We start from the raw sequence: 22,546 nt of genomic DNA, 5'->3' as shown, positions 1-22,546 counted from the left end.
GTCGATGTCTCTACAACCGGCTGCGCAACTCCCACAGCTCCGGGTAGAACCGGGTCTCCACCCGGGAGCGCAGGTACGCCCCGCCGGCCGAGCCGCCGGTGCCCGGTTTGGTGCCGATCTGCCGCTCAGCCATCAGCACGTGCCGGGCGCGCCACAGCGAGAACGCCTGGTCGTGGGCGACCAGCGCCTCGGCGAGGTCCCACAGCGGTCCGTACCGCTCGCGGTCCGCGGCGATCGTGGCGTACGCGGTGAAGCGGGCCTCCGCCGTGCCCACGTCGAAGCCGGCCCGGTCGAGCACGGCCAGGAAACCGTCCCACAGGCTCGGCTCGGCCAGCCGGCGCTCCAGCCGCTCCCGCTCCGGGGCGGCCAGCCCCCGGAACCGGCGCAGGAAGTCCGGGTCCTTCAGGCCGGAGAGGAACTCGATCTCCCGGAACTGCACCGACTGGAAGCCGGACGCCGGGGCGAGCTTGGTGCGGAAGGCCAGGAAGTCCTGCGGGGTCATCGTGTCGATCACGTCGACCTGGCCGATCAGCACCCGCTCCACCACGTGGCAGCGCTCCAGCCGGATCCGGGGCAGGTAGGTCTCGCCGGCCAGCAGCCGGTCCCGGGCGTCGGTCAGCTCCGACAGCAGCAGCTTGAACCAGAGCTCGTAGACCTGGTGGATGGTGATGAAGAGCAGCTCGTCGTGGGAGGCCGGGTCGGACTCCGGCACCTGGGCGGCGAGCAGGTCGGTCAGCCGCAGGTAGTCGCTGTAGGTGAGCAGGCCACCCTGCTCACCGAACCGGGGGTCGTACGCGGGGGTGGGGTGGCTCATCGCGCCACGCTACCGCCGCGCCCAGGCCCCCGCCGACCGTCGAGGGACGGCTCCGGCGGGGACCCGCCGGCCGGCGCGGAACGCGCGCCGCCGGCGGGCCGTCGCCGGTTCAGCCCATGTGCGGGTACGTGTGGTCGGTCGGCGGGACGAAGGTCTCCTTGATCGTCCGCGGCGACATCCAGCGCACCAGGTTGTGCCAGGAGCCGGCCTTGTCGTTGGTGCCGCTGGCCCGGGCACCGCCGAACGGCTGCTGCCCGACCACCGCCCCGGTCGGCTTGTCGTTGATGTAGAAGTTGCCGGCCGCGTACCGCATCTTCTCCGCCACCGCGTCGACCACCTGGCGGTCGGTCGCGAAGATCGAGCCGGTCAGCGCGTACGGGGCGATCGACTCGGCCTGGGCGACCACCTCGTCGAACCGGGCGTCGTCGAAGACGTGCACGCCGAGGATCGGGCCGAAGTACTCGGTGGTGAAGGTCTCGTGCGCCGGGTCGGTGCACTCGAACAGGGTCGGCCGGACGAAGTAGCCGACCGAGTCGTCGGCGGTGCCACCGGCGACGATCCGGCAGGTGTCGTCCCCGCTGATCAGCTCCAGCGCGGCGGTGTGCCGGTCGAAGGCCTTGGCGTCGATCACCGCGCCACCGAAGTTGCTGAAGTCGGTGACGTCACCGTAGGTGAGGGCCTCGGCGGTGGCGGCCAGCCGGTCCCGCAGCCCGCCCTCCCAGATCGACCGCGGCACGTACGCCCGCGACGCCGCCGAGCACTTCTGGCCCTGGTACTCGTAGGCGCCCCGGATCAGGGCGGTGTGCAGGGCGTCCACGTCGGCGCTGGAGTGCGCGACGACGAAGTCCTTGCCGCCGGTCTCGCCGACCAGCCGGGGGTAGCCCCGGTAACGGGAGATGTTGTCGCCCACCGTCTTCCACAGGTGCTGGAAGACCTTGGTCGAGCCGGTGAAGTGGATGCCGGCCAGGTCGGGGTCGGCCAGCACCACGTCGGAGACCTCCTCGCCCCGCCCGGTGACCATGTTGATCACACCGGGCGGCAGCCCGGCCGCCTCGAACAGCCGCATGGTGAAGTGCGCGGCGAACTGCTGGGTCGGGCCCGGCTTCCAGACCACCGTGTTGCCGAGCAGGGCCGGGGCCGACGGCAGGTTGCCGGCGATCGCGGTGAAGTTGAACGGGGTGATCGCGTAGACGAACCCCTCCAGCGGCCGGTGGTCGAACCGGTTCCAGGTGCCCGGCGAGGACAGCGGCTGCTCGGCGAGAAGCCGGCGCGCGAAGTGCACGTTGAACCGGAGGAAGTCGATGAACTCGCAGGCCGAGTCGATCTCCGCCTGGATGGCGGTCTTGGACTGGCCGAGCATGGTGGCCGCGTTCAGCGTGTCCCGCCAGGGGCCGGCCAGCAGTTCGGCGGCGCGCAGGAAGATCGCCGCCCGCTCCTCGAACGGCAGCGCCCGCCACATCGGGGCGGCGTCCTTGGCGGCCTTGACCGCCGCGCGCGCGTCGTCGTGGGTGGCGTGCGCGGTGACGCCCAGCACGTGCGCGTGCCTGTGCGGCTGGACCACGTCAATCGACTCGCCGCCCGCCATCCGCTGCTCACCGGCGATCGTCATCGGCAGGTCGATCCGCTCGGCGGCCAGCTCGGTCAGCCGCCGTTGGAGCCGTTCCCGGTCGGCGCTGCCCGGCTCGTAGTTGCGTACCGGCTCGTTGCGGGGCTCGGGTACGGAGAACACGGCGTCCATCAAGGCTCCTGGCGATCTCGACAGCGGTGGCGAAACCGGACCCGCGGGCGCGCGGCCGGGTGACCTGCGCCGGAACGCCGCGCGACGGTAGCCGGTCGCGGCGGCGGGACCGAGCCCAATCTTCCCACGCGACCCCCTCCCCACCACCCTCCCCCGGGCCCCTGCCCCACCCCACCCGGTGATCAAGCCCGTCCGGCCACCAACCCCCTTGATCACCGTGGCGGTCGCGGGGACGGCGGCGGGGTGGGTGGGGTGGGTGGGCGCGTACGCTGGGTGCCGGTGACCTGCCTGCCCCGGCCCGGCCGACCGCCCGGATGCCGGCCCGCCTCGAAGGGGAGACGATGACCAAGCAGCCCGGCGGCTCCGCGGCCGCGGAGTCGGACCAGCCGGTGGCCGGCGACCCCACCGCGGCTGCTGATCCCGGCACCTCCGCGACCCCGCCGACGACCGCCGACCGGACGGCGGAAGCGGACCGGGTGCCCGCGGCCGGCGACCCCGACGTCGACCGGGACGGGGCCGTGGACGACGAGCCCGTCGGGGGCGGGACGGCTCCCGCGCCGGGGGCGGCGCTGCTCGCGCTGCTGGCGCTGGGATGGCTGGCCGCCATGCTCTGGTCGACCCGCGAGGCGATCAACTCGGCGGCGGCCGGGGTCACCGCGATCAGCCTCTCCGCCTTCGCGCTGCCCGGGGTGATCTCCGCCGCGCTGGTCGCCGGGGCCGCCTTCGCCCTCTCCGGGGTCGACCTGCTCGGCCACCGGGTCGGCGAGCGGGCCACCCTGCGCTTCCTCGCGGCGATCGGCGCCGGCCTGCTCATCGGCCTCGCCGCCGCGTTCGCGATCAACCTGACCTACGCCGACAACGCGACCACCAACGTGATCGCCGGCACCAGCGCCGCCGCGGCGATCATCGGCGGGGCCGTCGCCGGCGCCCGCAGCGCACCCACCGTCGGCGCCGTGGTGGCCGCCGCCCTCGGCACGCTGGTCTTCGTGGTGGCGTTCAGCCGGGCCCGGGATCCGCTCTTCGACCTCTTCGGCGCCGGCGACACCCAGGAGTCGCTGGTCAACGCGGCCAAGTGGGTGTCACGTACGGAGTCGCTGCTCGCCGGGGTGGTGGCCGGGCTGCTCGCCTTCGGCTACCTGGCCTGGGCGCGCCGCCGGGCCACCCGGCGGAACCCGGACGCCCCCGCGCTGCGCTGGCCGGCGTACCTGGTGGCCGGGGCCGGCCCGGGACTGCTGCTGCTGGTCGCCGAGGTGATCATCCGGGTCGGCGGGCGCTCCCTGCTCGACCTGGCCGCGGCGCTCAGCGAGGCGGACGCGGTGGCCCAGACGTCGCTCGGCACCTCCCGGGTGGACAACGCCATCTGGGTGCTCTTCGTGGGCGCGCTGACCGCGCTGATCGCGTTCGGCCGGACGCTCGGCCCGGCCGGCGACGACCCGGAGCCGGTGTCGGACACCGGGCGCTGACCCCGGCCGGCGTCAGCTGGCGGTACGGAGCAGCAGGTCGAGCTCGGTGACGTCGTACCACTCCAGCTCGTGGTCCTCGGCGCCGTCGACCGTGAACTGCGCGTCCGGGTCACCGGCGAGCGCCTCGGCGACCACCTCCGCGGCGGCGGCCACGTCCTCGACCGCCTCCGAACCGTCGACGTGGATCGCCGCGACCGCGCCGATCGGCACCGGCCGGGCCAGCTCCACGGCGCTCGAACCCAGCTCGCCGTCGCCGCGCCCGACCGCGGCGGCCGGCAGGTCGGCCGAGACCACCACCCGCCGGCGGGGTGCGGCCGGGTCGGCCCGCAGCAGCTGCAACGCGTCCTGGGCGGCCCGGGTGAAGGCGACGTACTCGAGCTCCTCCTCGTCGCCCTCGGCGTACCACTCCCGCAGGGCCGGGGTCACCGCGTGGGCCCGCTCCGCGCTGAGCCCCTGCTCACGCAGCCGGTCCAGGATCGGGACGGTCGCCGGCACGTACACCCGGACAAGGTCGTCGGTCACCGGTGTCTCCCTGCTGAAATCCGCCGCCGGCGTGCGCCGGCCCGGGCGCCGATCATGCCGTACGCCGTGACCGTCATACACCTCGCACCTCGCCGGTGGAAGTTCCGCCCCGGTGTGTCCCGGCCCGGACCTCGCCCGGGCGGCCGGACGGGCGCTGGGCGGCGTCGGCGGGTGATGGCAAACTGAGCCAAACGTCCCCAACCCCGGGAGTTTCCGTGGAGCCGAGGTTCCTGCTCCTCTCCGACGTGGCCGCCGAGCTCAACGTGTCGGATTCGCAGGTCTACCACATGGTGCGCAGCGGCGAACTGCCCGCGATCAAGATCGGGGGGCGCGGCCAGTGGCGCGTGGAGCGCGCCCAACTGGAGGAGTACATCAAGCGCAAGTACGCGGAGACCGCCGAGTGGGTACGCAGCAACCCGCTCGCCGACCGCGACCCGGAGTGACCCGACCGGTGCCCTGAGCCATTGACCGCAGGCTCTGCCATGCCCAAGAATGAACCCTGTTCGAAGGCAAACGTAGGCAAACGCAAGAATCAGGGGGCAGCGCGATGACCGAATCCCGCCGACCCGGCCCGCCCCGGCCACCCGTGCGGCTGCGACCCGCGCCCTCCTTCGAGCCGCCCTTCGCCGACGAGGACGGCGGCCACTGGCCGCTGCCCGGCGAGGGCCAGCTCGCCCTCGACCTGTTCGAGGCGGCCCGCCGGCAGCCGGGCCGTCCGCCGGACCGGCGGTTGCGGGCCGGGCCGACTCCCGCCCGGCCGGGCCGGCGCGCCCCCGGCCCGCTGCCACCCGGTGCCCTGGTGACTGCCACGCCGGAGGCGATCCGGGCCGCCCACCGCTTCGTCGGCACCTGCCTCGAGGTGCTCAACGGCTACCGCCCGCCCGGTCAGCTCCGGCCGCTGCTCGACCCGGGCCGGGCCGCCGAGCTACTGCCCGAGCTGGCCCGGGCCGGCACGCGGACCGGCCCGGTACGCCGCCGGTCCACCCGGCCCGCAGTGCGGCTGCGCCGGCTGCGGGTCTGCGAACCCCGGGCCGCCGCGGTCGAGGTCGCCGCGGTGCTGGCCGGCGGCGGCGCCCACACCTGGGCGATGGCGCTGCGCCTGGAACACCGCCGGGGCACCTGGCTCTGCACCGCCCTCCAGGTCCTCTGACCCGGGCCCCTACCACGGCCAGGCCGGCGACCAGCCAGGCCGCGACATCGACCTGTGATCCACTCCGTATGCGGCATGCCGCGGCTTCCTTGCGACGCGAGACCGCGACATGCCGCACCCGGTGGCGATCTCCAGTTCTCCGCACGGGCCGGCCCGGCGGGTGGACCCAGGAACGCCGACGGGCCCCGGCCGGTCGGCCGGGGCCCGTCGGGCCAGCGTCGGATCAGGCGCCGCCGTTGGGGGCGCCGTGGCAGCGCTTGTACTTGCGGCCGGAACCGCACGGGCAGGGCGCGTTGCGGGACGGGCCGTTGCTCGCCTCCGCCTGCCCGGGAGCCGCCCGCCGGGCCGCGTTCGACGCCACGGCCGGGCCACGCAGCCCGCTCGCCGGGCGCTGCGGGGCGTTCGGCGCGGTGCCGCCCGGCCCCGCCGGAGCGGCCTTCGCCCCGCGCCCGATGCCCAGCGCCGGGGCCTGCTCGTCGGCCTGCTCGACGGCCACCGAGCCGCGGCCCGCCTCGCCGTCGATGGTCGGCGCGGAGTACTGCAGGCCCTGCTGCTGCGGCGCCCGGTTCAAGCCCTTGGCACGGATCTCCACCGGCTTGTCGAGCAGCTTGACCTCTTCGGCCTCCGGCTCCGGCTCGGCGACCTGGACCTCCAGGTTGTAGAGGAAGCCGACCGTCTCCTCCTTGATGCCGTCCATCATGTTGGCGAACATGTCGAAGCCCTCGCGCTGATACTCGATCACCGGGTCGCGCTGGGCGTACGCCCGCAGGTTGATGCCCTCCTGCAGGTAGTCCATCTCGTAGAGGTGCTCACGCCACTTGCGGTCGATGACCTGGAGCAGCACCATCCGCTCGAGCTGGCGTACCGCCTCCTCGCCGAGCTGCTCCTCCCGCCGGTCGTACGCGGCGTGCGCGTCCTCCTTGAGGCGGGACATCAGGAAGTCGGCGTCCATGCCGGCCCGCGAACCGCCGGCCTCCTCCTCCAGCTCCTCGATCGTGATGCCGACTGGGTAGAGCTGCTTGAGGCTGGACCAGAGCTGCTCGAGGTCCCAGTCCTCGCCGTAGCCCTCGGCGGTGGCTCCCTGCACGTACGCCTCGACGACGTCGTCGATCATGTTGCGGACCTGGTCGGAGAGGTCCTCGCCGTTGAGCACCCGGAGGCGCTCGGCGTAGATCACCTGGCGCTGCTTGTTCAGCACCTCGTCGTACTTCAGGACGTTCTTGCGGATCTCGGCGTTCTGGCCCTCGATCTGGGCCTGCGCGCTCTTGATCTGCCGGGTGACCATCTTCGACTCGATCGGCACGTCCTCCGGGATGTTGAAGCGGTCCATGACCGCCTCCACCGCGCCGGAGCGGAACCGCTTCATCAGCTCGTCCTGCAGCGACAGGTAGAACCGGGACTCGCCCGGGTCACCCTGCCGGCCGGAACGGCCGCGCAGCTGGTTGTCGATCCGCCGGGACTCGTGCCGCTCGGTGCCCAGCACGTAGAGGCCACCGGCGGCGGCCACCTCCTCCGCCTCGGCGTCGCAGGCCTGCTTCCACTTGGGCAGGACCTCCTCCATCGCCTTGGCGTACTCCTCCTCGTTCTCGACCGGGTCGAGGCCGCGCTGGCGCAGCTCGCTCGCGGCGAGGAACTCGGGGTTGCCGCCGAGCAGGATGTCGGTGCCCCGGCCGGCCATGTTGGTGGCCACGGTGACCGCGCCCTTGCGCCCGGCCTGGGCGACGATCTCGGCCTCCCGGGCGTGGAACTTGGCGTTCAGCACCGAGTGCGGGATGCCGCGGCGGCGCAGCAGCTGGGAGAGGATCTCGGAGTTCTCCACCGAGACGGTGCCCACCAGCACCGGCTGCCCGGCCTCGTGCCGCTCGGCGATGTCCTCCACCACGGCGTTGAACTTGGCCTTCTCGGTCTTGTAGATGACGTCCGGGCGGTCCTGCCGGATCATCGGCCGGTGGGTCGGGATGGTCACCACGCCGACCTTGTAGACCTTGTTGAACTCGCCCGCCTCGGTCTGGGCGGTACCGGTCATGCCGGAGAGCTTCTCGTAGAGGCGGAAGTAGTTCTGGAGGGTGATGGTCGCCAGGGTCTGGTTCTCCTGCTTGATCTCCACCCCCTCCTTGGCCTCGATCGCCTGGTGCATGCCCTCGTTGTAGCGACGGCCGTGCAGGATGCGGCCGGTGAACTCGTCGACGATCAGGACCTCGCCGTCGCTGACGATGTAGTCCTTGTCGCGCTTGTAGAGCTCCTTGGCCTTGATCGCGTTGTTCAGGTAGCCGACCAGCGGGGTGTTCACCGACTCGTACAGGTTGTCGATGCCGAGCCGGTCCTCGACCTTGGCCACGCCGCGCTCGGTGACCGCGATGGTCCGCTTGGCGTAGTCGACCTCGTAGTCGCCCTCGCCGTCCTTGCCGGGCTGGAGCCGGGCCACCACCGCGGCGAACTCCCCGTACCAGCGGGCGGAGTGCTCGGCGGGGCCGGAGATGATCAGCGGGGTCCGGGCCTCGTCGATCAGGATCGAGTCGACCTCGTCGACCACGGCGAAGTTGTGCCCGCGCTGGACCAGTTCCTCCCGCGACCAGGCCATGTTGTCGCGCAGGTAGTCGAAGCCGAACTCGTTGTTCGTGCCGTAGGTGATGTCGCACTCGTACGCGGCCCGGTGCTCGCTGGCCGGCCGGTTGGGCAGCACCACGCCGACGGTGAGACCGAGGAACTCGTGCACCCGGCCCATCCAGGCGGCGTCGCGCTGGGCCAGGTAGTCGTTGACCGTGACCACGTGCACGCCATTGCCGGAGAGCGCGTTCAGGTAGACCGGCATGACCGAGGTCAGGGTCTTGCCCTCACCGGTCTTCATCTCGGCGATGTTGCCGAAGTGCAGCGCCGCGCCGCCCATCACCTGGACGTCGTACGGGCGCTGGCCGAGCACCCGGGCGGCCGCCTCGCGGCACACCGCGAAGGCCTCGGGCAGCAGGTCGTCGAGGGTCTCGCCGTCGGCCAGCCGCTCCTTGAACTGCGCGGTCATGTCGCGCAGTTCCTCGTCGGTGAGGTTGACGTAGTCGTCCTCGATCGAGTTGACGGCGGCGGCGATGGCCTTGAGCCGGCGCACCATACGGCCCTCGCCAGCGCGGAGGACCTTTTCCAGAATCGACACGGATCAACGCTCCCCTAGACAGTCTCGAACCATCGTAGGCGCTCCATCGGGGCGATGGTCACTGGTGGCGGCGGTCCGGTCCGACGAAAACGACATACCTCGCAGCCGATCCGCCGGCGCCGTGATTATCCGTTACGCCGTCGGCGAACGATCCGGCACGATGGCCCGGTGGAACCAGTGGAGATCACCGAGGACGGCCTGTTGCTGCGCCCGTGGCAGACCACCGACGCCGACGCCGTGCACCGGGCGTGCCAGGATCCGGACATCCAGCGCTGGACCACCGTACCGCGCCCGTACCGGCCGGAACACGCCAGCAGGTTCGTCACCGAGGTGGCGCCGGGCGACTGGGCGGCCGGCCGCGGCGCGCCGTTCGCGGTCTGCGACGCGGCCACCGGTGAGCTGCTCGGCTCGTGCGGGCTGGTCTCCATCGACCCCGTCCTGGGCTCCGGCGAGATCGGCTACTGGGTCGCCCCCTGGGCCCGCGGGCGCGGGGTCACCGTACGGGCCGCCCGGGCGGTCGCCCGCTGGGCCTTCGACAGCCTCAAGCTGCGCCGGCTGATCTGGCAGGCCGAGGTCGGCAACCACGCGTCCCGGCTGGTGGCGCTGCGCACCGGGTTCCGGATCGAGGGGCGGCTGCGGCTGGCCGACCCGGCGCCGGAGGGCGGCAACCAGGGCTGGATCGGCTCGCTGCTGCCCGGCGAGGTGCCGGCCGCCGGCAGCGCCGGCCCGGCCGGCCCGGGCACCCTGGAGGCCCGGCGGGCCGCGGTCTTCGGCCGCCCGCAGCCGGTCCTGTTCGCCACCGCCGGCGCCACCGAGCTGCGGCTGCGCCCGGTGGAGGAACGCGACCTGGACGCCATCGTGGCCACCTGCCAGGACCCGGAGACGGTCCGCTGGACCACGGTGCCCCACCCGTACCAGCGCGACCACGCCGAGGGGTTCCGCCGGGACGTCGCCGAGGCGGCCTGGGCGGGTGCCACCGGGGCGACGTACGCGATCGCCGACGCGGACGACCGGTACGCCGGCTCGATCGACCTGCGGATCTCCCCGGCCGACCCGCTGGTGGCCGACGTCGGCTTCATGACCGCCCCGCACGCCCGGGGCCGGGGCTACCAGCCGGCCGCGCTCGCCGCGCTCTGCGCCTGGGGCTTCGCCACGCTCGGCCTGGCCCGGATCGAGTGGCGGGCCAACGTGGGCAACATCGCGTCCCGCCGGGTCGCCGAGAAGGCCGGCTTCACGTTCGAGGGCACCGCCCGCGGCGGGGTCAACCACCGCGGTGAACGGCTGGACGCCTGGGTCGCCGCGCTGCTCGCCGAGGACCTGGCGTGACGCCGAAGGTCATCGAGGCGTACGGGGTGCGGCTGCGGGAGAACCGCGCGGACGACGTCGCCGACACGGCTGCCGGCTGCGCCGACCCGGTGACCCAGCGCTTCATCTCCGGCCTGCCGTCGCCGTACACCGAGGCAGACGCCCGCTGGTGGGTCACCGAGGGGGCGCCCGCGGCCTGGGCCAGCGGTGGGGCCGCCTACGTGGTGGCGGACCCGGACACCGACCGGCTGCTCGGCGCGGTCGGGCTGAGTCACCCGGTGCCCTACCGGCGCCAGGCCGAGATCGGTTACTGGGTGGCGCCGTGGGCGCGCGGACGGGGCGTGGCCACCGCGGCGACCCGGGCGCTGGCCGAGCACGCGTTCGCCACCGGGACCGCCCGGCTGGAACTGTTCACCCACGAGGACAACACCGCCAGCCAGCGGGTCGCGCTCGCCGCCGGCTTCCGCTACGAGGGCGTACGCCGCGACGCCAGCTCGAACCGCGACGGCGGCCGGCACGACCTGCTCGCCTGGGTACGCCTCGCCGGCGACCCGCCCGGACCGGCCCCGCGCCCGCTGCCCGACCTGCCCGACGGCCGGCTCACCGACGGCGTGGTGACCCTGCGCCGGCTCGCCCCGGACGACGCGGACCTGATGTTCCGGCTGCACACGCTGCCCGAGGTGGTGGCGAACCAGGCGCCACCGGTGCCGCCCGCCCGGGACGCGATCGAGCGGCGCTGCCGACTGGCGGAGAGCGGCTGGCTGACCGGCGTCATCGCGCGGCTGCTGATCGTCGACGCGGCCACCGGCGAGCCGCTCGGCAGTTGCGGGCTGTCGTACACCGACCTGCCGGCGGGCGAGGCGAGCCTCGGCTACGCGCTGCTGCCGGCGGCGCGGGGCCGCGGTCTCGCCACCCGGGCGGTCCGGCTGCTCGCCGGCTGGGCGTTCGGGCCGGTCGGGATCGCCCGGCTGACCGCCGGCACCATACCGGACAACATCGCGTCGCACCGGGTGCTGGAGAAGGTCGGCTTCCGCCGCGAGGGGCTGCTGCGCGGCCGGCTGCCCGGGCTGGCCGGGACGCGGATCGACGACCTGGTCTTCGGCCTGCTGCCGGACGAACTCCGCTGACCCGGGCGGTCGTGGTGGCGGCCGGTGCCGCCACCACGACGGCGCTGGCCGCTCAGATGGCCAGCGAGATGATCCCGTAGTCGTAGGCGTGCCGGCGGTAGACGACGCTCGGCCGGCCGGACTCCTTGTCCTGGAACAGGTAGAAGTCGTGGCCGACGAGTTCCATCTGGAACAGGGCGTCGTCGACGGTCATCGGCTCGGCGGGGTGCACCTTCTCCCGCGCGATGTGCCAGGGCTGGTCGTCGTACTCGTCCTCGGCGTCGACCCGTTCCGCGACCGCGGTGGCGGTGGCCGCGCTGGCGCCGTTCACCGGCGGCGCGTCGAGGTCCGCCACGGGCAGGCCGGCGGTGGCGGCGGCCACGGAGAGCGGCGCGTGCCGGCCCCGGTGGACGCGACGGCGGTCGGCCGCCCGGCGCAGCCGGGTGTCGAGCTTGGCGATCGCCGCGTCGAGCGCGCTGTAGAAGTCGTTCGTGCAGGCCTCGGCCCGGATCACCGGGCCACGCGAGACGCAGGTTATCTCCACTCGCTGGCAGTGGTCCGCCTGGCGCGGGTTGCGCTCGTGGAACAGCTCCACATCGACCCGAATGAGTTTGTGATCGTAGCGTTCGATCTTCGCGAGTTTCTCCGCGACGTGCACCCGGTAATGGTCGGGAACTTCGACGTTCCGGCCCTTGACCACGATGTCCACGTGACCTCCTTGCTCGGATGGTCGTTCGATCCGGCATCCGGCCGCACGCCCCGGGGAGGCCCCACTCGGCGTCGACCGGTCGATACGGCTACGCCTCCTTTCACCGCCAGGAGCGGGTGGGAAGACCTCCTACCCCTGACAGCAGAACGCTAACTCCTGTTCAGGGCACAGTCACCCCTGGTTGCCGAGACGGCTCAGGAATTTTCACAGCTCGTACACCATCGGGTGAAACGGAAACACGGAGGGTTACGACTGTTGCCGTTTCTCGGTCGCCGCGAGCACCGCCGCGACGGTGGGTGACCGGCCGGACGCGGCCAGCGCCCGGCTCACCGCGGCGATCGTGGCGCCGGTGGTGACGATGTCGTCCAGCACCACCACGGCGGTGCCCGGCGGTGCCGGTACCGCCCGGCCGCGCAGCCGGAACACCGATTCGGCCGCCGCCGCCCGGCCCGCGCTGTCCAGCGTCACCGAGTCCGGGCGGGGCAGGGCGCGCAGCGGGCGGGAGACCCGCACCGGCCAGCCGGCCCGCCGCAGCCGGTGCGCGCAGTGCCGGGCCAGCCGGCCGAGGTGGTCGCCGTAGCGGGCCCGGGCGGCGGCCGCGGTGTCCGGCACCGGCACCAGCGTCACCGGGCGCGCCCCGCCGAGCGCGGTCGCCACCACCTCGGCGAGCAGCCCGCCCAGCGGCCGGGCCAGCCCGTGCCGGCCGTGCTCCTTGTACGCCAGCAGCGTCTCCCGCAGCGGCCCGGCGTACGGGCCGAGGGCGACGCAGGGCGGCAGGCCCGGCGGGGCGGGCGTGGGCCGCGCCGGGCGGGGGCGCAGTGCCTGCAACAGCCCGGCGCACTCCGGGCACACCCCGTGCCGCAGGCCGGGCCGGTGTTCCCGGCAGCCCGCGCAGTCGGCGGGCAGCACCAGGTCGGCGAGGTCCGCCCAGAGCGCGCCGACGTCCCGCACCGGGATCAGTAGAGGAAGAAGGGCGCGGTCGGGTTGCCGGACCGGTCCCCGGTCGGCTCCGGGCTGACGTTGAGCACCTGATCCGGCTGGATCCGCGACGACCCGCTGTAGGACACGCCGTTGGCCTCGTACATCACCGCGCTGGGCTGCGGTGCCACCGGGTTGACCGGGTACGCCGCCAGGTGGGTCACCTTGGCGCCCAGCTTCTCCTGCAGCGGGGTCTGCCGGGCGCCGTCGACGCTGACGTCGTAGACCGCCGGTCGGCCGGCCGAACCGCCCACCACCAGCCGGTCCTCACCGGCCCAGTCGACCGCCGAGAGCGCGGTCAGCGAGGTGAACACCCTCCGCGCCGGCCCGACCGTGACGCTGTCGTCGTCCAGGTCGACGGCGGCCACGTAGAGCCCACCGCCGACGATGAGGGCGATCCGCTGGCCGTCCAGCGACGCCGCCACGGCGGTGACCGCACCGGTCACGCCGTTGAGCTGCACCCGGCTCATCCGCACCTCCCGGTCGAGGTCGAAGACGTGCAGGCTGCCGTCGGCCACCACCAGCCCGCGCGGCTTCAGCGGGTCGAGGGTACGCAGCCAGACCGGCCGGCCCATCGCGTCGTGCGCGGGCCCCTTGCGCAAGCCGGTCAGCGGGGCCGTGCCGCTGCCGACGGCCAGCCGCTGCCGCTTGTCCGCTCCGGTGACCACCAGCGCGGCCAGCGTCCGGTCACCGATCCGGTCGAAGTTGGCCGACACCACGTTGCGGTTGTCCTCGTCGGCCACCGGCACCGTCCCGGGATCTCCCACCACGGCGAGCGGGTGCACCGCGCCGTCGTACACGCAGAACCGCTGCGGGTTCTGCGCGAGGTGGTAGACCTGGTTGGCCCGCCGCTGACCGTTCAGGTCGACCACCCGGCGGGACTGGTTCTGCACCTTCAGCTCCAGCTGGCCGTCGAGGTCCGGCAGCGACCAGGCGAGCTGGGTGGCGAACTGGTCCAGCCGCTCCTCGTCGTTGGCGGGCATGGCCAGGTTGACCTCCCACCGGTCGGCGTTCCCGGTGGCGTTGTTGATCAGCTCGGTGCGGTCCGGCAGCGGGACCACCGCCGTGCGCAGCCAGTCGGACGGGCCGCCGATCAGCCACCGGACCACCTCGGTCACCTGCCGTTCCTCCGGCACCGCCTCGGGCAGGTAGCGCAGGTCGGGCACCAGTCGGGCGCGGTCCGAACTCCAGAAGTAGACCGAGGACTCCTTGTAGTACTGCGCCAACGCCACGTCGCTGAGCAGCAGCACGTTCGGCGGGTCCTGCACGTACAGGCCGGCCTGCTCGACATCGCCCTGCCCGGGGAGGGCCGCACTGACCAGCTTGAACTCGTAGCGCCGCTCGGTGGCCACCGGGGGCACCAGGGTGCCGTTCGCCCGCAGGACGCCGACCTGCTGGACGTTGATGGTGACCTTCGTGCTGTCGACGTCGGGCGTGATCACCGGATCGTCGATCAGCCGCACCACGGTGAGGGCGACCTCGCTGCCCTGCCTCTCCTGGAGGCGGTGGTGGTGCCGTGGGTCGATGAACTCCTTGACCCGCTCGTACGCGCGGTCCGGCTCGCCCGCCGCGGCGGCCAGGAAGTTGTTCACGAACGTCTGGGCGTTGCTCCCGGCGGCGGCCCGGTTCGGCGGCTGCACACTGCCGCCGCTGACGGACCCGGCCTCGGCCGTGGAGACCCGGCGCTCCACCTCGACGTCGGTGCTGGCCGGGATGCCGCACCCGGTCAACCCGAGGGCGAGCAGTGCGACGCCGGCGACGCCGGTCAGCAGGGGACGTCTCACGACCGTGCCTCCGCCCGCTCTCCGGCCGTCCCGTCAGCGGCGGGCGCCGGCGCGATCGTCAACGCGTCCCCGGTGCCCGGGCCGACGGCCAGCAGCCCGCCGTCGCGCGGCCCGCCGAACGGCAGGGCCGCGTCGGCCGGCACCAGGCGCAGCGGGGAGGTGGTGAGCCGGTCGCCGGCGCGGGCCGGCAGGGTGAGCCGGAACTGGGCGCCCTGCCCCGGCGCCCCCCACGCCTCCAGCCAGCCGCCGTGCAGCCGGGCGTCCTCCAGGCTGATCGACAGCCCCAGCCCGGTACCGCCGGTCTGCCGTGCCCGGGACGGGTCGGCCCGCCAGAACCGGTTGAAGACCAGCTTCTCCTCGCCCGGTTTGAGCCCGACGCCGCGGTCGCGGACGGTGATCGCCACCGCGGTCTCGTCCGCGCCCAGGGTGATCACCACCGGTCTGCCCTCGCCGTGCTCGACGGCGTTGCCGACCAGGTTGCGCAGCACCCGCTCGACCCGGCGCGGATCCACCTCGGCGATCACCGGGGCGGCCGGCACGTCCAGCTCGATCGCCACCCCGACCCGCTCGGCCAGCCCGGCCAGTCGGTCGGCCACCCGGTGCACCACCGGCACCAGGTCGGTCGGCTCGGCGTCGAGCATGGCGAAGCCGGCGTCGAAGCGGCTGATCTCCAGCAGGTCGGTGAGCAGTTCCTCGAACCGGTCCAGTTCGGCCTGGAGCAGTTCGGCGCTGCGAGCGACCGCCGGGTCGAACTCGTCCCGCTCGGCGAAGATCAGGTCTGCCGCCATCCGGACCGTGGTCAGCGGCGTCCGCAGCTCGTGCGACACGTCCGAGGTGAAGCGGCGCTGCAGCCGGGACATCTCCTCCAGCCGGAGGATCTGCCGTTGCAGGTTGGTGGCCATCTGGTTGAAGGAGGCGGCGAGCAGCGCCAGGTCGTCCTCGCCGTTGACCGCCATCCGCTGGTCGAGCAGCCCGGCGGAGAGCCGCTGCGCGGTCCGGGCGGCCACCCGGACCGGGGTCACCACCAGCCGGGTCACCAGCGCGGCCAGCAGCCCGAGCAGCAGCACCAGAGCGACGCCGGTGGCCGCCACGGTGGTCCGGGCGTCGGCGGCGGCGGCGTCCTGCCGGGCCAGCGGTACGAAGTAGTAGATCTCGATCTGGCCGAAGTCGGTCGGCACCGGCGAGCCGTACACCAGGTACTTGGTGCGCTCGCCGGTGAGCGTGCCGGTGCGGATCTGCTTGGCCACGTTGCCGTCGGCGACCGCGGCCCGCAGCTCCGGGCTGATCAGCGGCCGGACGTCTATCGCGGGCGAGCTGCGGGTCTGCAGGATGCCGGGGTGGTCGTCGGCGGTGATCGCCACCACCACGCCACTGGTCTGCTGCGGGTCACCGCCGGCCAGGTAGTTGACGGTGCCCTCGATGGTGTCCTGGAGCTGGGCCTCCTGCGGCTGGCTGAACAGCGCGACCTGCTTGGCGGTGTAGTCCGCCCCGCTGGTCAGCCGCAGCCGCGCGTCGGTGACCGCGTTCTCCAGCAGGATGTCGGTGATCTTGTTGGCGATCACGTACGCGAAGCCGCCCACCAGCAGGCTGGACGCCACCAGGGTGATGGTCACCACCCGCAGCTGCAGGGAGCGCCGCCAGGTCTGGTGCAGCCCGGCGAGCAGCCGGGCGCCCCGGGCGGCGAGCCCACGCCACAGCTCCCACGCGGCGCCACGGCGGCGGGGAGTTGCTGACGGGGAGTCCTGGACCGGGGAGGTGACCACAGTAGGACCAGGCTATCCGGTCCCTGCCTTGTAGCCCACGCCGCGAACCGTGAGGATGATTTCCGGCCGCTCGGGATCCGGCTCGATCTTGGCGCGCAGCCGCTGCACGTGCACGTTGACCAGCCGGGTGTCCGCCGCGTGCCGGTAGCCCCAGACCTGCTCCAGCAGCACCTCGCGGGTGAACACCTGGCGCGGCTTGCGGGCCAGCGCGACCAGCAGGTCGAACTCCAGCGGGGTGAGCTTCACCTCCTCGCCGTTGCGGCTCACCGTGTGTGCCGGTACGTCGATGGTGATCTGGTTGCCCGGCGGCCCGATGGTGAGCATCTCCGGGGCGGCGTCCTCGCCGCGGCGCAGCCGGGCGCGCATCCGGGCGACGAGTTCCTTGGGCTTGAACGGCTTGACCACGTAGTCGTCGGCGCCGGACTCCAGGCCGAGGACCACGTCGACGGTGTCGCTCTTGGCGGTCAGCATGACGATCGGAACGCCCGACTCGGCACGGATCGACCGCGCCACGTCGATACCACTCATACCGGGCAACATCAGGTCGAGCAGCACGATGTCGGGCCGATTGTCGCGGAAGGCGGCCAAGGCCCGCTCCCCGTCGGCCACGAACGAGGGCAGGAACCCCTCGCTGCGCAGGACGATGCCGAGCATCTCGGCGAGCGCTGGGTCGTCGTCGACCACCAGTACCCGGGCTCTCATGGGATTAATTTTCCATCCCCGTTCAGTTCGGTGGGATCCACGTCACCCGGCACGGTACTGCCGCGGGACGCCGTCGCCCAGCAACCGGCCCCCGGACGACACCGCCCGGCGTGCGGGTCCACCTCGGCGGACCGCGCGTGACACCATGATCCCCGCGGGCGCCCTCGCGCGCCACCACCGTTCGTCCCCGTCAGGAGTACGCGTGCCCGACGCCGGCCCGACCGCCGTGCTCCCGCGTCGCCCGCTCACCGTCGGTGAGCTGCTCGACTCGGCGGTCCTGCTGCTGCGCGACCACGCCCGGGTGCTGGTCCCGCTCGCCGCGGCGCTGGCCGCCGGCGAGCAGCTACTGCTCCTGCCGGTACGCCTGGCGGCCGGCACCGACCAGCCGGTCTGGTTCGCGGAGTACGGCCGGTTCGGCTGGTACTGGCTGCTGCTGGTCATCGGCGCGGCGACCGAGGCGATGATCATCATGGTGCTCGGCAACCCGGCCGCGCGGGCCGCCGGGGCGGCGCTGCTCGGCCGCCGGGCCAGCGCCCGGGAACTGCTCCGCCCCGCCGGGGCGCGCTGGGGGTCGACCCTGCTGCTGGTGCCGGTGGTGGGGGCGGTGATGACCACCGCCGCCCTGCTCGGGCCCACCTGGATCATCGGCTTCGCCCTGCTCGGCGCGGTGACCCCGGCGCTGGTCGTGGACCGGGTCCACCCGCTGCGCGCCCCGCTGCGCTCGGCCACGCTCGCGGTCCGCGCCGGGGGCCGCGCCGGCGCCGTCCGGTTGCTCGGCTACCTCGCCTGGTGGCTGGTCCGGGTCGGCCTCGGGGTGGGCGTCTACTACGGGCTCGACGGGCTCGACCTTTTGCCCGAGACGTGGCAGATCCCGGTCTCCCTGCTCATCTGGGCGGGCGTGAACAGCGTCGCGTACCCGGCCATCGCCTGCCTGGACGCGGTGGTCCACCTGGAGACCCGGATCCGCACGGAGGGGCTGGACATCCTGCTGGCCCGCGCGCCGGCCGGCACGCCGGACGCCGCGCTGCTGGCGGCCCTGCGATGAGCTTCAGCCGGTGGTGGACCGAGACCACGGCGTCCCTCGGTGACCGCGTGCCGCTGCCGTTGGCCGCGCTGCTGCTGGTGCTCGTGGCGGCGCTGGTCGCCGCCGGCTGGTACAGCTACCCGGCCTGGGTGCCCCGCCGGCTGCCCCGGCTGCGGCGCCGGAAGGCACGCCGGGACGGCCCGCGCCCGGCGACCGCCGCGCCGGCCGTGCCGGCCGCCCGGGAGCCGGCCGACGAGCCACCGGCCGCCGTCCACCTGTCGCTGGCCGACCGGCTGGCCGCCGAGGGCCGCTACGCCGAGGCGGTCCGCGAACGGTTGCGGGGGATGCTCCGCGAGCTGGTTACCCGCCGGATGGTGCGGATGCGCGCCGGGATGACCGTCGCCGAGGTGATCGCCGCGGCGAGCGACCACCACCCGCCGGCCGGCCCGCCGCTGCGCGCGGCCGGTGCGATCTTCTCCGAACTCTGGTACGCCGACCGCCCCGCCACCGCCGAGCACGACCGCCGGATGCGGGAGCACGCCGGCGACCTGCACCGGGCGCTGGCCGACCCGGCCGAGCGGGAGGACCGGCGGTGACCACGACCACGACGACCGCCGGCGCGCGGACCGGGGCCACGACGAGCGCCAGGCGGCGCGGCGGGCGGCGTCGGCGGTGGCACCGGGTCATGATTCCGCTCGGGCTGGCCGCGCTGCTGCTCACCACCACGCTGGTCACGCACGCCGTCGACCAGCCCGATCCGGAAGCCGGCTTCCTCTCCCCGGTGGCGACCGGCGACCACGGGGGCAGCCGGCTCGCCGCCGCGCTGCGCGAGCGTGGGGTCACCGTGCAGCGGGAGACCACCACCCCGGCGGCGCTAGCGGCCGTCCGGTCCGCGCCGGCCACGCTCTTCGTCCCCGCGCCGGCGCTGCTGCGCCGGGAGACCGTCCGCAACCTGGACCGGCTTCCCGCCCGGACCCGGCTTGTCCTGGTCGACCCGGCCCGCCCGGTGCTGGTCTCCGCCGGGCTGCCGCTGCTGCCCGGCGAGCGTCGCTGGGCGGCGCGGGCGCTCGGCCCGGCGGCGAACGGGTTGCCCTGCCAGCTGCCCGAGCTGGCCGGGGTCGGCACGGCGGCCGTCGGCCTGCAGCGCTACACCGCCGGCGGCTACCGCCCGAACCAGGTCCAGTTCTGCTTCGCCGGCGCGTTGGCCCGGGTGCCCGGGGCGGCCGAGCAGGTGGCGGTCGGCGCCAGCGACCCGTTCCGCAACGACCGGATCGGCGAGTGGGACAACCTCGCCTTCGCCACCGGCCTGCTCGGGGTCACCGGCCGGGTGGTCTGGCTCGACCTGGCCGAGGCGGAGCCGCCGCCGGCCACCGGCACCGGCCGCCCGTCCCGGACGCCGGCCACCGAGGACGGTCCGGGCACCGGGACCGGTGACGGCAGCGGCGACGGCACAGGCACCGGCGACGGCCGGGGCGGCCCCGGAGCACCCGGTCAGCCCGGCGGCCCGGGCGGGGGCGACCAGTCCGGCTCCGGTGACGGCGACCGTGACGCCGCCGCCCCCGACGATCCGCCGAACCCGCTCTGGGCCGCGTTCCCGCCCTGGTTCTGGGCGTTGCTGGCCCAGCTCGCGCTGGCGGTGCTGTTCCTGGCGCTCTGGCGGGCCCGCCGGCTCGGCCCGCCGGCGGCGGAGCCGCTGCCGGTGACCGTCCGCTCCGCCGAGACGGTCCTCGGCCGGGCCCGGCTATACCAACGCGCCGGGGCGCGCGAGGCGGCCGCCCGGACCCTGCGGGAGGCCGCCCTGACCCGGCTGCTTCCCTGGCTCAACCTGCCGGCGGACGCGGCACCGGACCGGGTCGCCGGCGCGGTCGCCGCCCGCACCGGCGCCGATCCGGCCGCGACCGAGGAGCTGCTGTACGGCGGTGAGCCGGAGACCGACCACGACCTGCTGGAGCTGGCGCGCGCGCTGGACGGGGTGACCCGTACGGTGGCACCGCCGGCCTCCCCCGACGTGCCGCTGCCGAACCGAACCGAAGGAGAACCGCGGTGACCCGACCCGCCGGAACCGCCGAGTCGCAGCTCGCCGACCCGGACGACGCCCGAGCGGCCCTGCACCGGCTGCGCGCCGAGGTGGCCAAGGCGGTCGTCGGGCAGGACGCGGTCGTCACCGGCCTGGTGATCGCCCTGCTCTGCCGCGGGCACGTGCTGCTGGAGGGGGTGCCCGGGGTGGCCAAGACGCTGCTCATCCGCACCGTGGCCACCGCACTGGACCTGACCTCGAAGCGGGTGCAGTTCACCCCCGACCTGATGCCCGGCGACGTCACCGGGTCGCTGATCTTCGACCCGCACACCGCCGCGTTCACCTTCCGGGAGGGGCCGGTCTTCACCAACCTGCTGCTCGCCGACGAGATCAACCGGACGCCGCCGAAGACCCAGTCGGCGCTGCTGGAGGTGATGGAGGAGCGGCAGGTCTCGGTGGAGGGCGACCGGCGGCCGCTGCCCGAGCCGTTCATCGTCGCCGCCACCCAGAACCCGATCGAGTACGAGGGCACCTATCCGCTGCCGGAGGCGCAGCTGGACCGGTTCCTGCTCAAGCTCACCGTGCCGCTGCCGAGCCGGGAGGAGGAGCTGGGCGTGCTGCGCGCGCACCACGCCGGCTTCGACCCCCGCGACCTGTCCGCCGCCGGCGTACGACCGGTGGCCGGGGCGGCCGACCTGGCCGCGGCGCGGGCCGCGGTGGGCCGGGTGCACGTGGCCGAGCCGCTCCTCGGTTACCTGGTCGACCTGTGCCGGGCCACCCGGGCCACCCCGGCGCTGGAGCTGGGCGCCTCCCCCCGGGGCGCGACCGCCCTGCTCAGCACCGCCAAGGCGTGGGCCTGGCTGGCCGGCCGGGACCACGTCGTGCCGGACGACGTCAAGGCGGTCGCCCGGCCGACCCTGCGGCACCGGCTGCGGCTGCGGCCGGAGGTCGAACTGGAGGGCGTGAACGTGGACGCGGTGCTGGACACGGTGCTGGCCACCGTGCCGACCCCGCGATGACCTGGCGGGCGGCGCTCCTGCTGGCGGCCGGTGCGCTGACCCTGCCGGCCTGGCCGTCGCCGCTCGCCGGGGTGCTGGTGATGACCGGCGCGGTGCTGCTCCTGGTCGTGCTGGACCGGGCGCTGGCGGTGCCGCCGAGCGCGGTGACCGCCACCCGGGACGGGGACCGCGCGGTCCGGCTCGGCGGCACCGCCACCGTCGTGCTGCACCTGGGCAACACCTCCGGCCGTACGCTGCGCGCCCAGGTCCGCGACGCCTGGGTGCCGTCGGCCGGCGCCCGCCCGGGCGTCCCGCCGACGCGGCCGGTACGGGTGGAGCCCGGCCGGTCCGCCGCGCTGCCCAGCCGGCTCACCCCCACCCGTCGCGGTGACCGGCCGGCGGTGGCGCTGACCGTCCGCTCCCTCGGCCCGTTGGGGCTGGGGTTCCGCCAGCGCTCGGAGCGCCCGGCGACGCCCCCGTGGACGCTGCGCGTGCTGCCCCGCTTCGACTCCCGCCGGCACCTGCCGGAGAAGCTGTCCCGGCTCCGGGTGATCGACGGCACCCAGGTCACCCGGGGACGCGGCCAGGGCACCGAGTTCGACACCCTGCGCGAGTACGTGGTCGGCGACGACGTGCGCTCGATCGACTGGCGGGCCAGCGCCCGCCGGGCCGACGTGCTGGTGCGCACCTGGCGGCCGGAGCGGGACCGGCGGCTGGTCTGCGTGCTGGACACCGGCCGCACCTCGGCGGTCCGGGTCGGCGACGAGCCCCGGCTGGACACCGCGATCGACGCGGCGCTGCTGCTCACCGCCCTCGCCGCGCGTGCCGGTGACCGGGTCGACCTGCTCGCCGCCGACACCGCCGTACGGGCCACGGTGACCGGGACCGGCCGGCCGGCCCTGCTGCCCCGGCTGGTGCACGCGCTGGCCCCGTTGCAGCCGACGCTGGTGGAGACGGACTTCGACCTGATCGCCGGCGAGCTGCTACGACGGCAGCGGCAGCGCAGCCTGGTGGTGCTTTTCACCGCGCTGGAGGCGGGTGCGCTGAGCGCGGGTCTGCTGCCGGTGCTGCCCCGGCTGGCCGCCCGACACCGGGTGCTGATCGCGGCGACCCACGACCCGGTGCTGACCGCGCTCACCACGGCCGTACCGGCCCAGCCCCGGGACGCCTACGCGGCGGCGGCCGGCTGGCGGGCGCTGGCCGAGCGGGGCCGGATCCGCGCCGCGCTGGCCCGGCACGGCGTCCTGGTCGTCGACGCCCCCGCCGGCCGCCTCGCCCCCACCCTCGCCGACACCTACCTCCGCCTCAAATCCCAAGCCCAACTCTGA

General features: G+C 74.4%; 19 protein-coding genes. 10 read left to right on the top strand and 9 right to left on the bottom strand.

From position 1 onward, the window contains the following. Positions 1-10 precede the first annotated feature (10 nt). Together FHX32_RS14705 and pruA are read right to left on the bottom strand one after the other, a co-directional pair. Positions 11-814 carry a tryptophan 2,3-dioxygenase family protein gene (locus FHX32_RS14705; RefSeq protein WP_167181929.1) on the bottom strand — a complete coding sequence of 268 codons (804 nt, stop codon included), beginning with the start codon at positions 812-814 and terminating at the stop codon, positions 11-13. 109 nt (positions 815-923) lie between these two features. After that, complete coding sequence (gene pruA / locus FHX32_RS14700; RefSeq protein WP_167181927.1) at positions 924-2,552, bottom strand: L-glutamate gamma-semialdehyde dehydrogenase; 1,629 nt, start codon at positions 2,550-2,552, stop codon at positions 924-926. A 341-nt stretch (positions 2,553-2,893) separates the two neighbouring features. Between pruA and FHX32_RS14695 the strand changes: the two genes are divergently transcribed. Continuing rightward, complete coding sequence (locus tag FHX32_RS14695; protein WP_167181925.1) at positions 2,894-4,015, top strand: hypothetical protein; 1,122 nt, start codon at positions 2,894-2,896, stop codon at positions 4,013-4,015. Between the two features lie 12 nt (positions 4,016-4,027). On the opposite strand, the gene FHX32_RS14690 is transcribed toward FHX32_RS14695, so the two are convergent. Next, complete coding sequence (locus FHX32_RS14690; protein WP_167181923.1) at positions 4,028-4,537, bottom strand: DUF6912 family protein; 510 nt, start codon at positions 4,535-4,537, stop codon at positions 4,028-4,030. A gap of 215 nt (positions 4,538-4,752) precedes the next feature. Between FHX32_RS14690 and FHX32_RS14685 the strand changes: the two genes are divergently transcribed. Together FHX32_RS14685 and FHX32_RS14680 are read left to right on the top strand one after the other, a co-directional pair. After that, a complete protein-coding gene (locus FHX32_RS14685) occupies positions 4,753-4,980 on the top strand; it encodes a helix-turn-helix domain-containing protein (protein ID WP_167181921.1) in 228 nt (75 codons plus the stop codon). 104 nt (positions 4,981-5,084) lie between these two features. Beyond that, positions 5,085-5,687, top strand: coding sequence for an Rv3235 family protein (locus FHX32_RS14680; protein ID WP_167181919.1), 603 nt, complete (start codon positions 5,085-5,087; stop codon positions 5,685-5,687). 223 nt (positions 5,688-5,910) lie between these two features. Here the strand turns inward: FHX32_RS14680 and secA are convergent, their stop codons facing one another. After that, a complete protein-coding gene (gene secA / locus FHX32_RS14675; protein WP_167181917.1) occupies positions 5,911-8,832 on the bottom strand; it encodes a preprotein translocase subunit SecA in 2,922 nt (973 codons plus the stop codon). Positions 8,833-9,000: 168 nt separating this feature from the next. On the opposite strand from secA, the gene FHX32_RS14670 reads away from it, so the two are divergent. Both FHX32_RS14670 and FHX32_RS14665 read left to right on the top strand, forming a co-directional pair. Next, positions 9,001-10,158 carry a GNAT family N-acetyltransferase gene (locus tag FHX32_RS14670; protein ID WP_167181915.1) on the top strand — a complete coding sequence of 386 codons (1,158 nt, stop codon included), beginning with the start codon at positions 9,001-9,003 and terminating at the stop codon, positions 10,156-10,158. Beyond that, on the top strand, positions 10,155-11,264 hold the full coding sequence (locus FHX32_RS14665; RefSeq protein ID WP_167181913.1) for a GNAT family N-acetyltransferase: 1,110 nt from the start codon (positions 10,155-10,157) through the stop codon (positions 11,262-11,264). Before FHX32_RS14670 ends, FHX32_RS14665 begins: the two co-directional genes overlap by 4 nt. Positions 11,265-11,316: 52 nt before the next feature. Here the strand turns inward: FHX32_RS14665 and hpf are convergent, their stop codons facing one another. The 5 genes from hpf to mtrA all read right to left on the bottom strand — a co-directional run bounded on the left by hpf (position 11,317) and on the right by mtrA (position 17,179). Continuing rightward, positions 11,317-11,952 carry a ribosome hibernation-promoting factor, HPF/YfiA family gene (hpf, locus tag FHX32_RS14660; protein ID WP_167181911.1) on the bottom strand — a complete coding sequence of 212 codons (636 nt, stop codon included), beginning with the start codon at positions 11,950-11,952 and terminating at the stop codon, positions 11,317-11,319. A 246-nt stretch (positions 11,953-12,198) separates the two neighbouring features. Further along, positions 12,199-12,903 carry a ComF family protein gene (locus tag FHX32_RS14655; protein ID WP_167181909.1) on the bottom strand — a complete coding sequence of 235 codons (705 nt, stop codon included), beginning with the start codon at positions 12,901-12,903 and terminating at the stop codon, positions 12,199-12,201. Between the two features lie 5 nt (positions 12,904-12,908). Beyond that, positions 12,909-14,714 carry an LpqB family beta-propeller domain-containing protein gene (locus tag FHX32_RS14650; RefSeq protein WP_167181907.1) on the bottom strand — a complete coding sequence of 602 codons (1,806 nt, stop codon included), beginning with the start codon at positions 14,712-14,714 and terminating at the stop codon, positions 12,909-12,911. Then, entirely contained in the window at positions 14,711-16,477 is a 1,767-nt protein-coding gene (mtrB, locus tag FHX32_RS14645) for an MtrAB system histidine kinase MtrB (RefSeq protein ID WP_167181905.1), read from the bottom strand. Before mtrB ends, FHX32_RS14650 begins: the two co-directional genes overlap by 4 nt. Positions 16,478-16,489: 12 nt before the next feature. After that, positions 16,490-17,179 carry an MtrAB system response regulator MtrA gene (mtrA, locus tag FHX32_RS14640; protein ID WP_088995875.1) on the bottom strand — a complete coding sequence of 230 codons (690 nt, stop codon included), beginning with the start codon at positions 17,177-17,179 and terminating at the stop codon, positions 16,490-16,492. Between the two features lie 202 nt (positions 17,180-17,381). On the opposite strand from mtrA, the gene FHX32_RS14635 reads away from it, so the two are divergent. The 5 genes from FHX32_RS14635 to FHX32_RS14615 are packed head-to-tail and all read left to right on the top strand — an operon-like array spanning position 17,382 to position 22,546. Next, entirely contained in the window at positions 17,382-18,224 is an 843-nt protein-coding gene (locus FHX32_RS14635; RefSeq protein WP_167181902.1) for a hypothetical protein, read from the top strand. A 47-nt stretch (positions 18,225-18,271) separates the two neighbouring features. After that, entirely contained in the window at positions 18,272-18,799 is a 528-nt protein-coding gene (locus FHX32_RS14630; RefSeq protein WP_486481058.1) for a DUF4129 domain-containing protein, read from the top strand. Beyond that, a complete protein-coding gene (locus FHX32_RS14625) occupies positions 18,796-20,250 on the top strand; it encodes a DUF4350 domain-containing protein (RefSeq protein ID WP_167181898.1) in 1,455 nt (484 codons plus the stop codon). Before FHX32_RS14630 ends, FHX32_RS14625 begins: the two co-directional genes overlap by 4 nt. A 59-nt stretch (positions 20,251-20,309) precedes the next feature. Next, positions 20,310-21,239 (top strand): AAA family ATPase, encoded by a 930-nt coding sequence (locus FHX32_RS14620; RefSeq protein ID WP_208418793.1) that lies wholly within the window; start codon positions 20,310-20,312, stop codon positions 21,237-21,239. Next, the gene (locus FHX32_RS14615; protein WP_167181894.1) at positions 21,236-22,546 is read left to right on the top strand and encodes a DUF58 domain-containing protein; all 1,311 of its coding nucleotides are present in this window, start codon (positions 21,236-21,238) and stop codon (positions 22,544-22,546) included. Before FHX32_RS14620 ends, FHX32_RS14615 begins: the two co-directional genes overlap by 4 nt.

This window comes from Micromonospora sp. CNZ280 (assembly GCF_011759515.1).
Note: the sequence above shows the minus strand (reverse complement) of the source record. Positions and strands in the feature narration are given on the sequence as shown.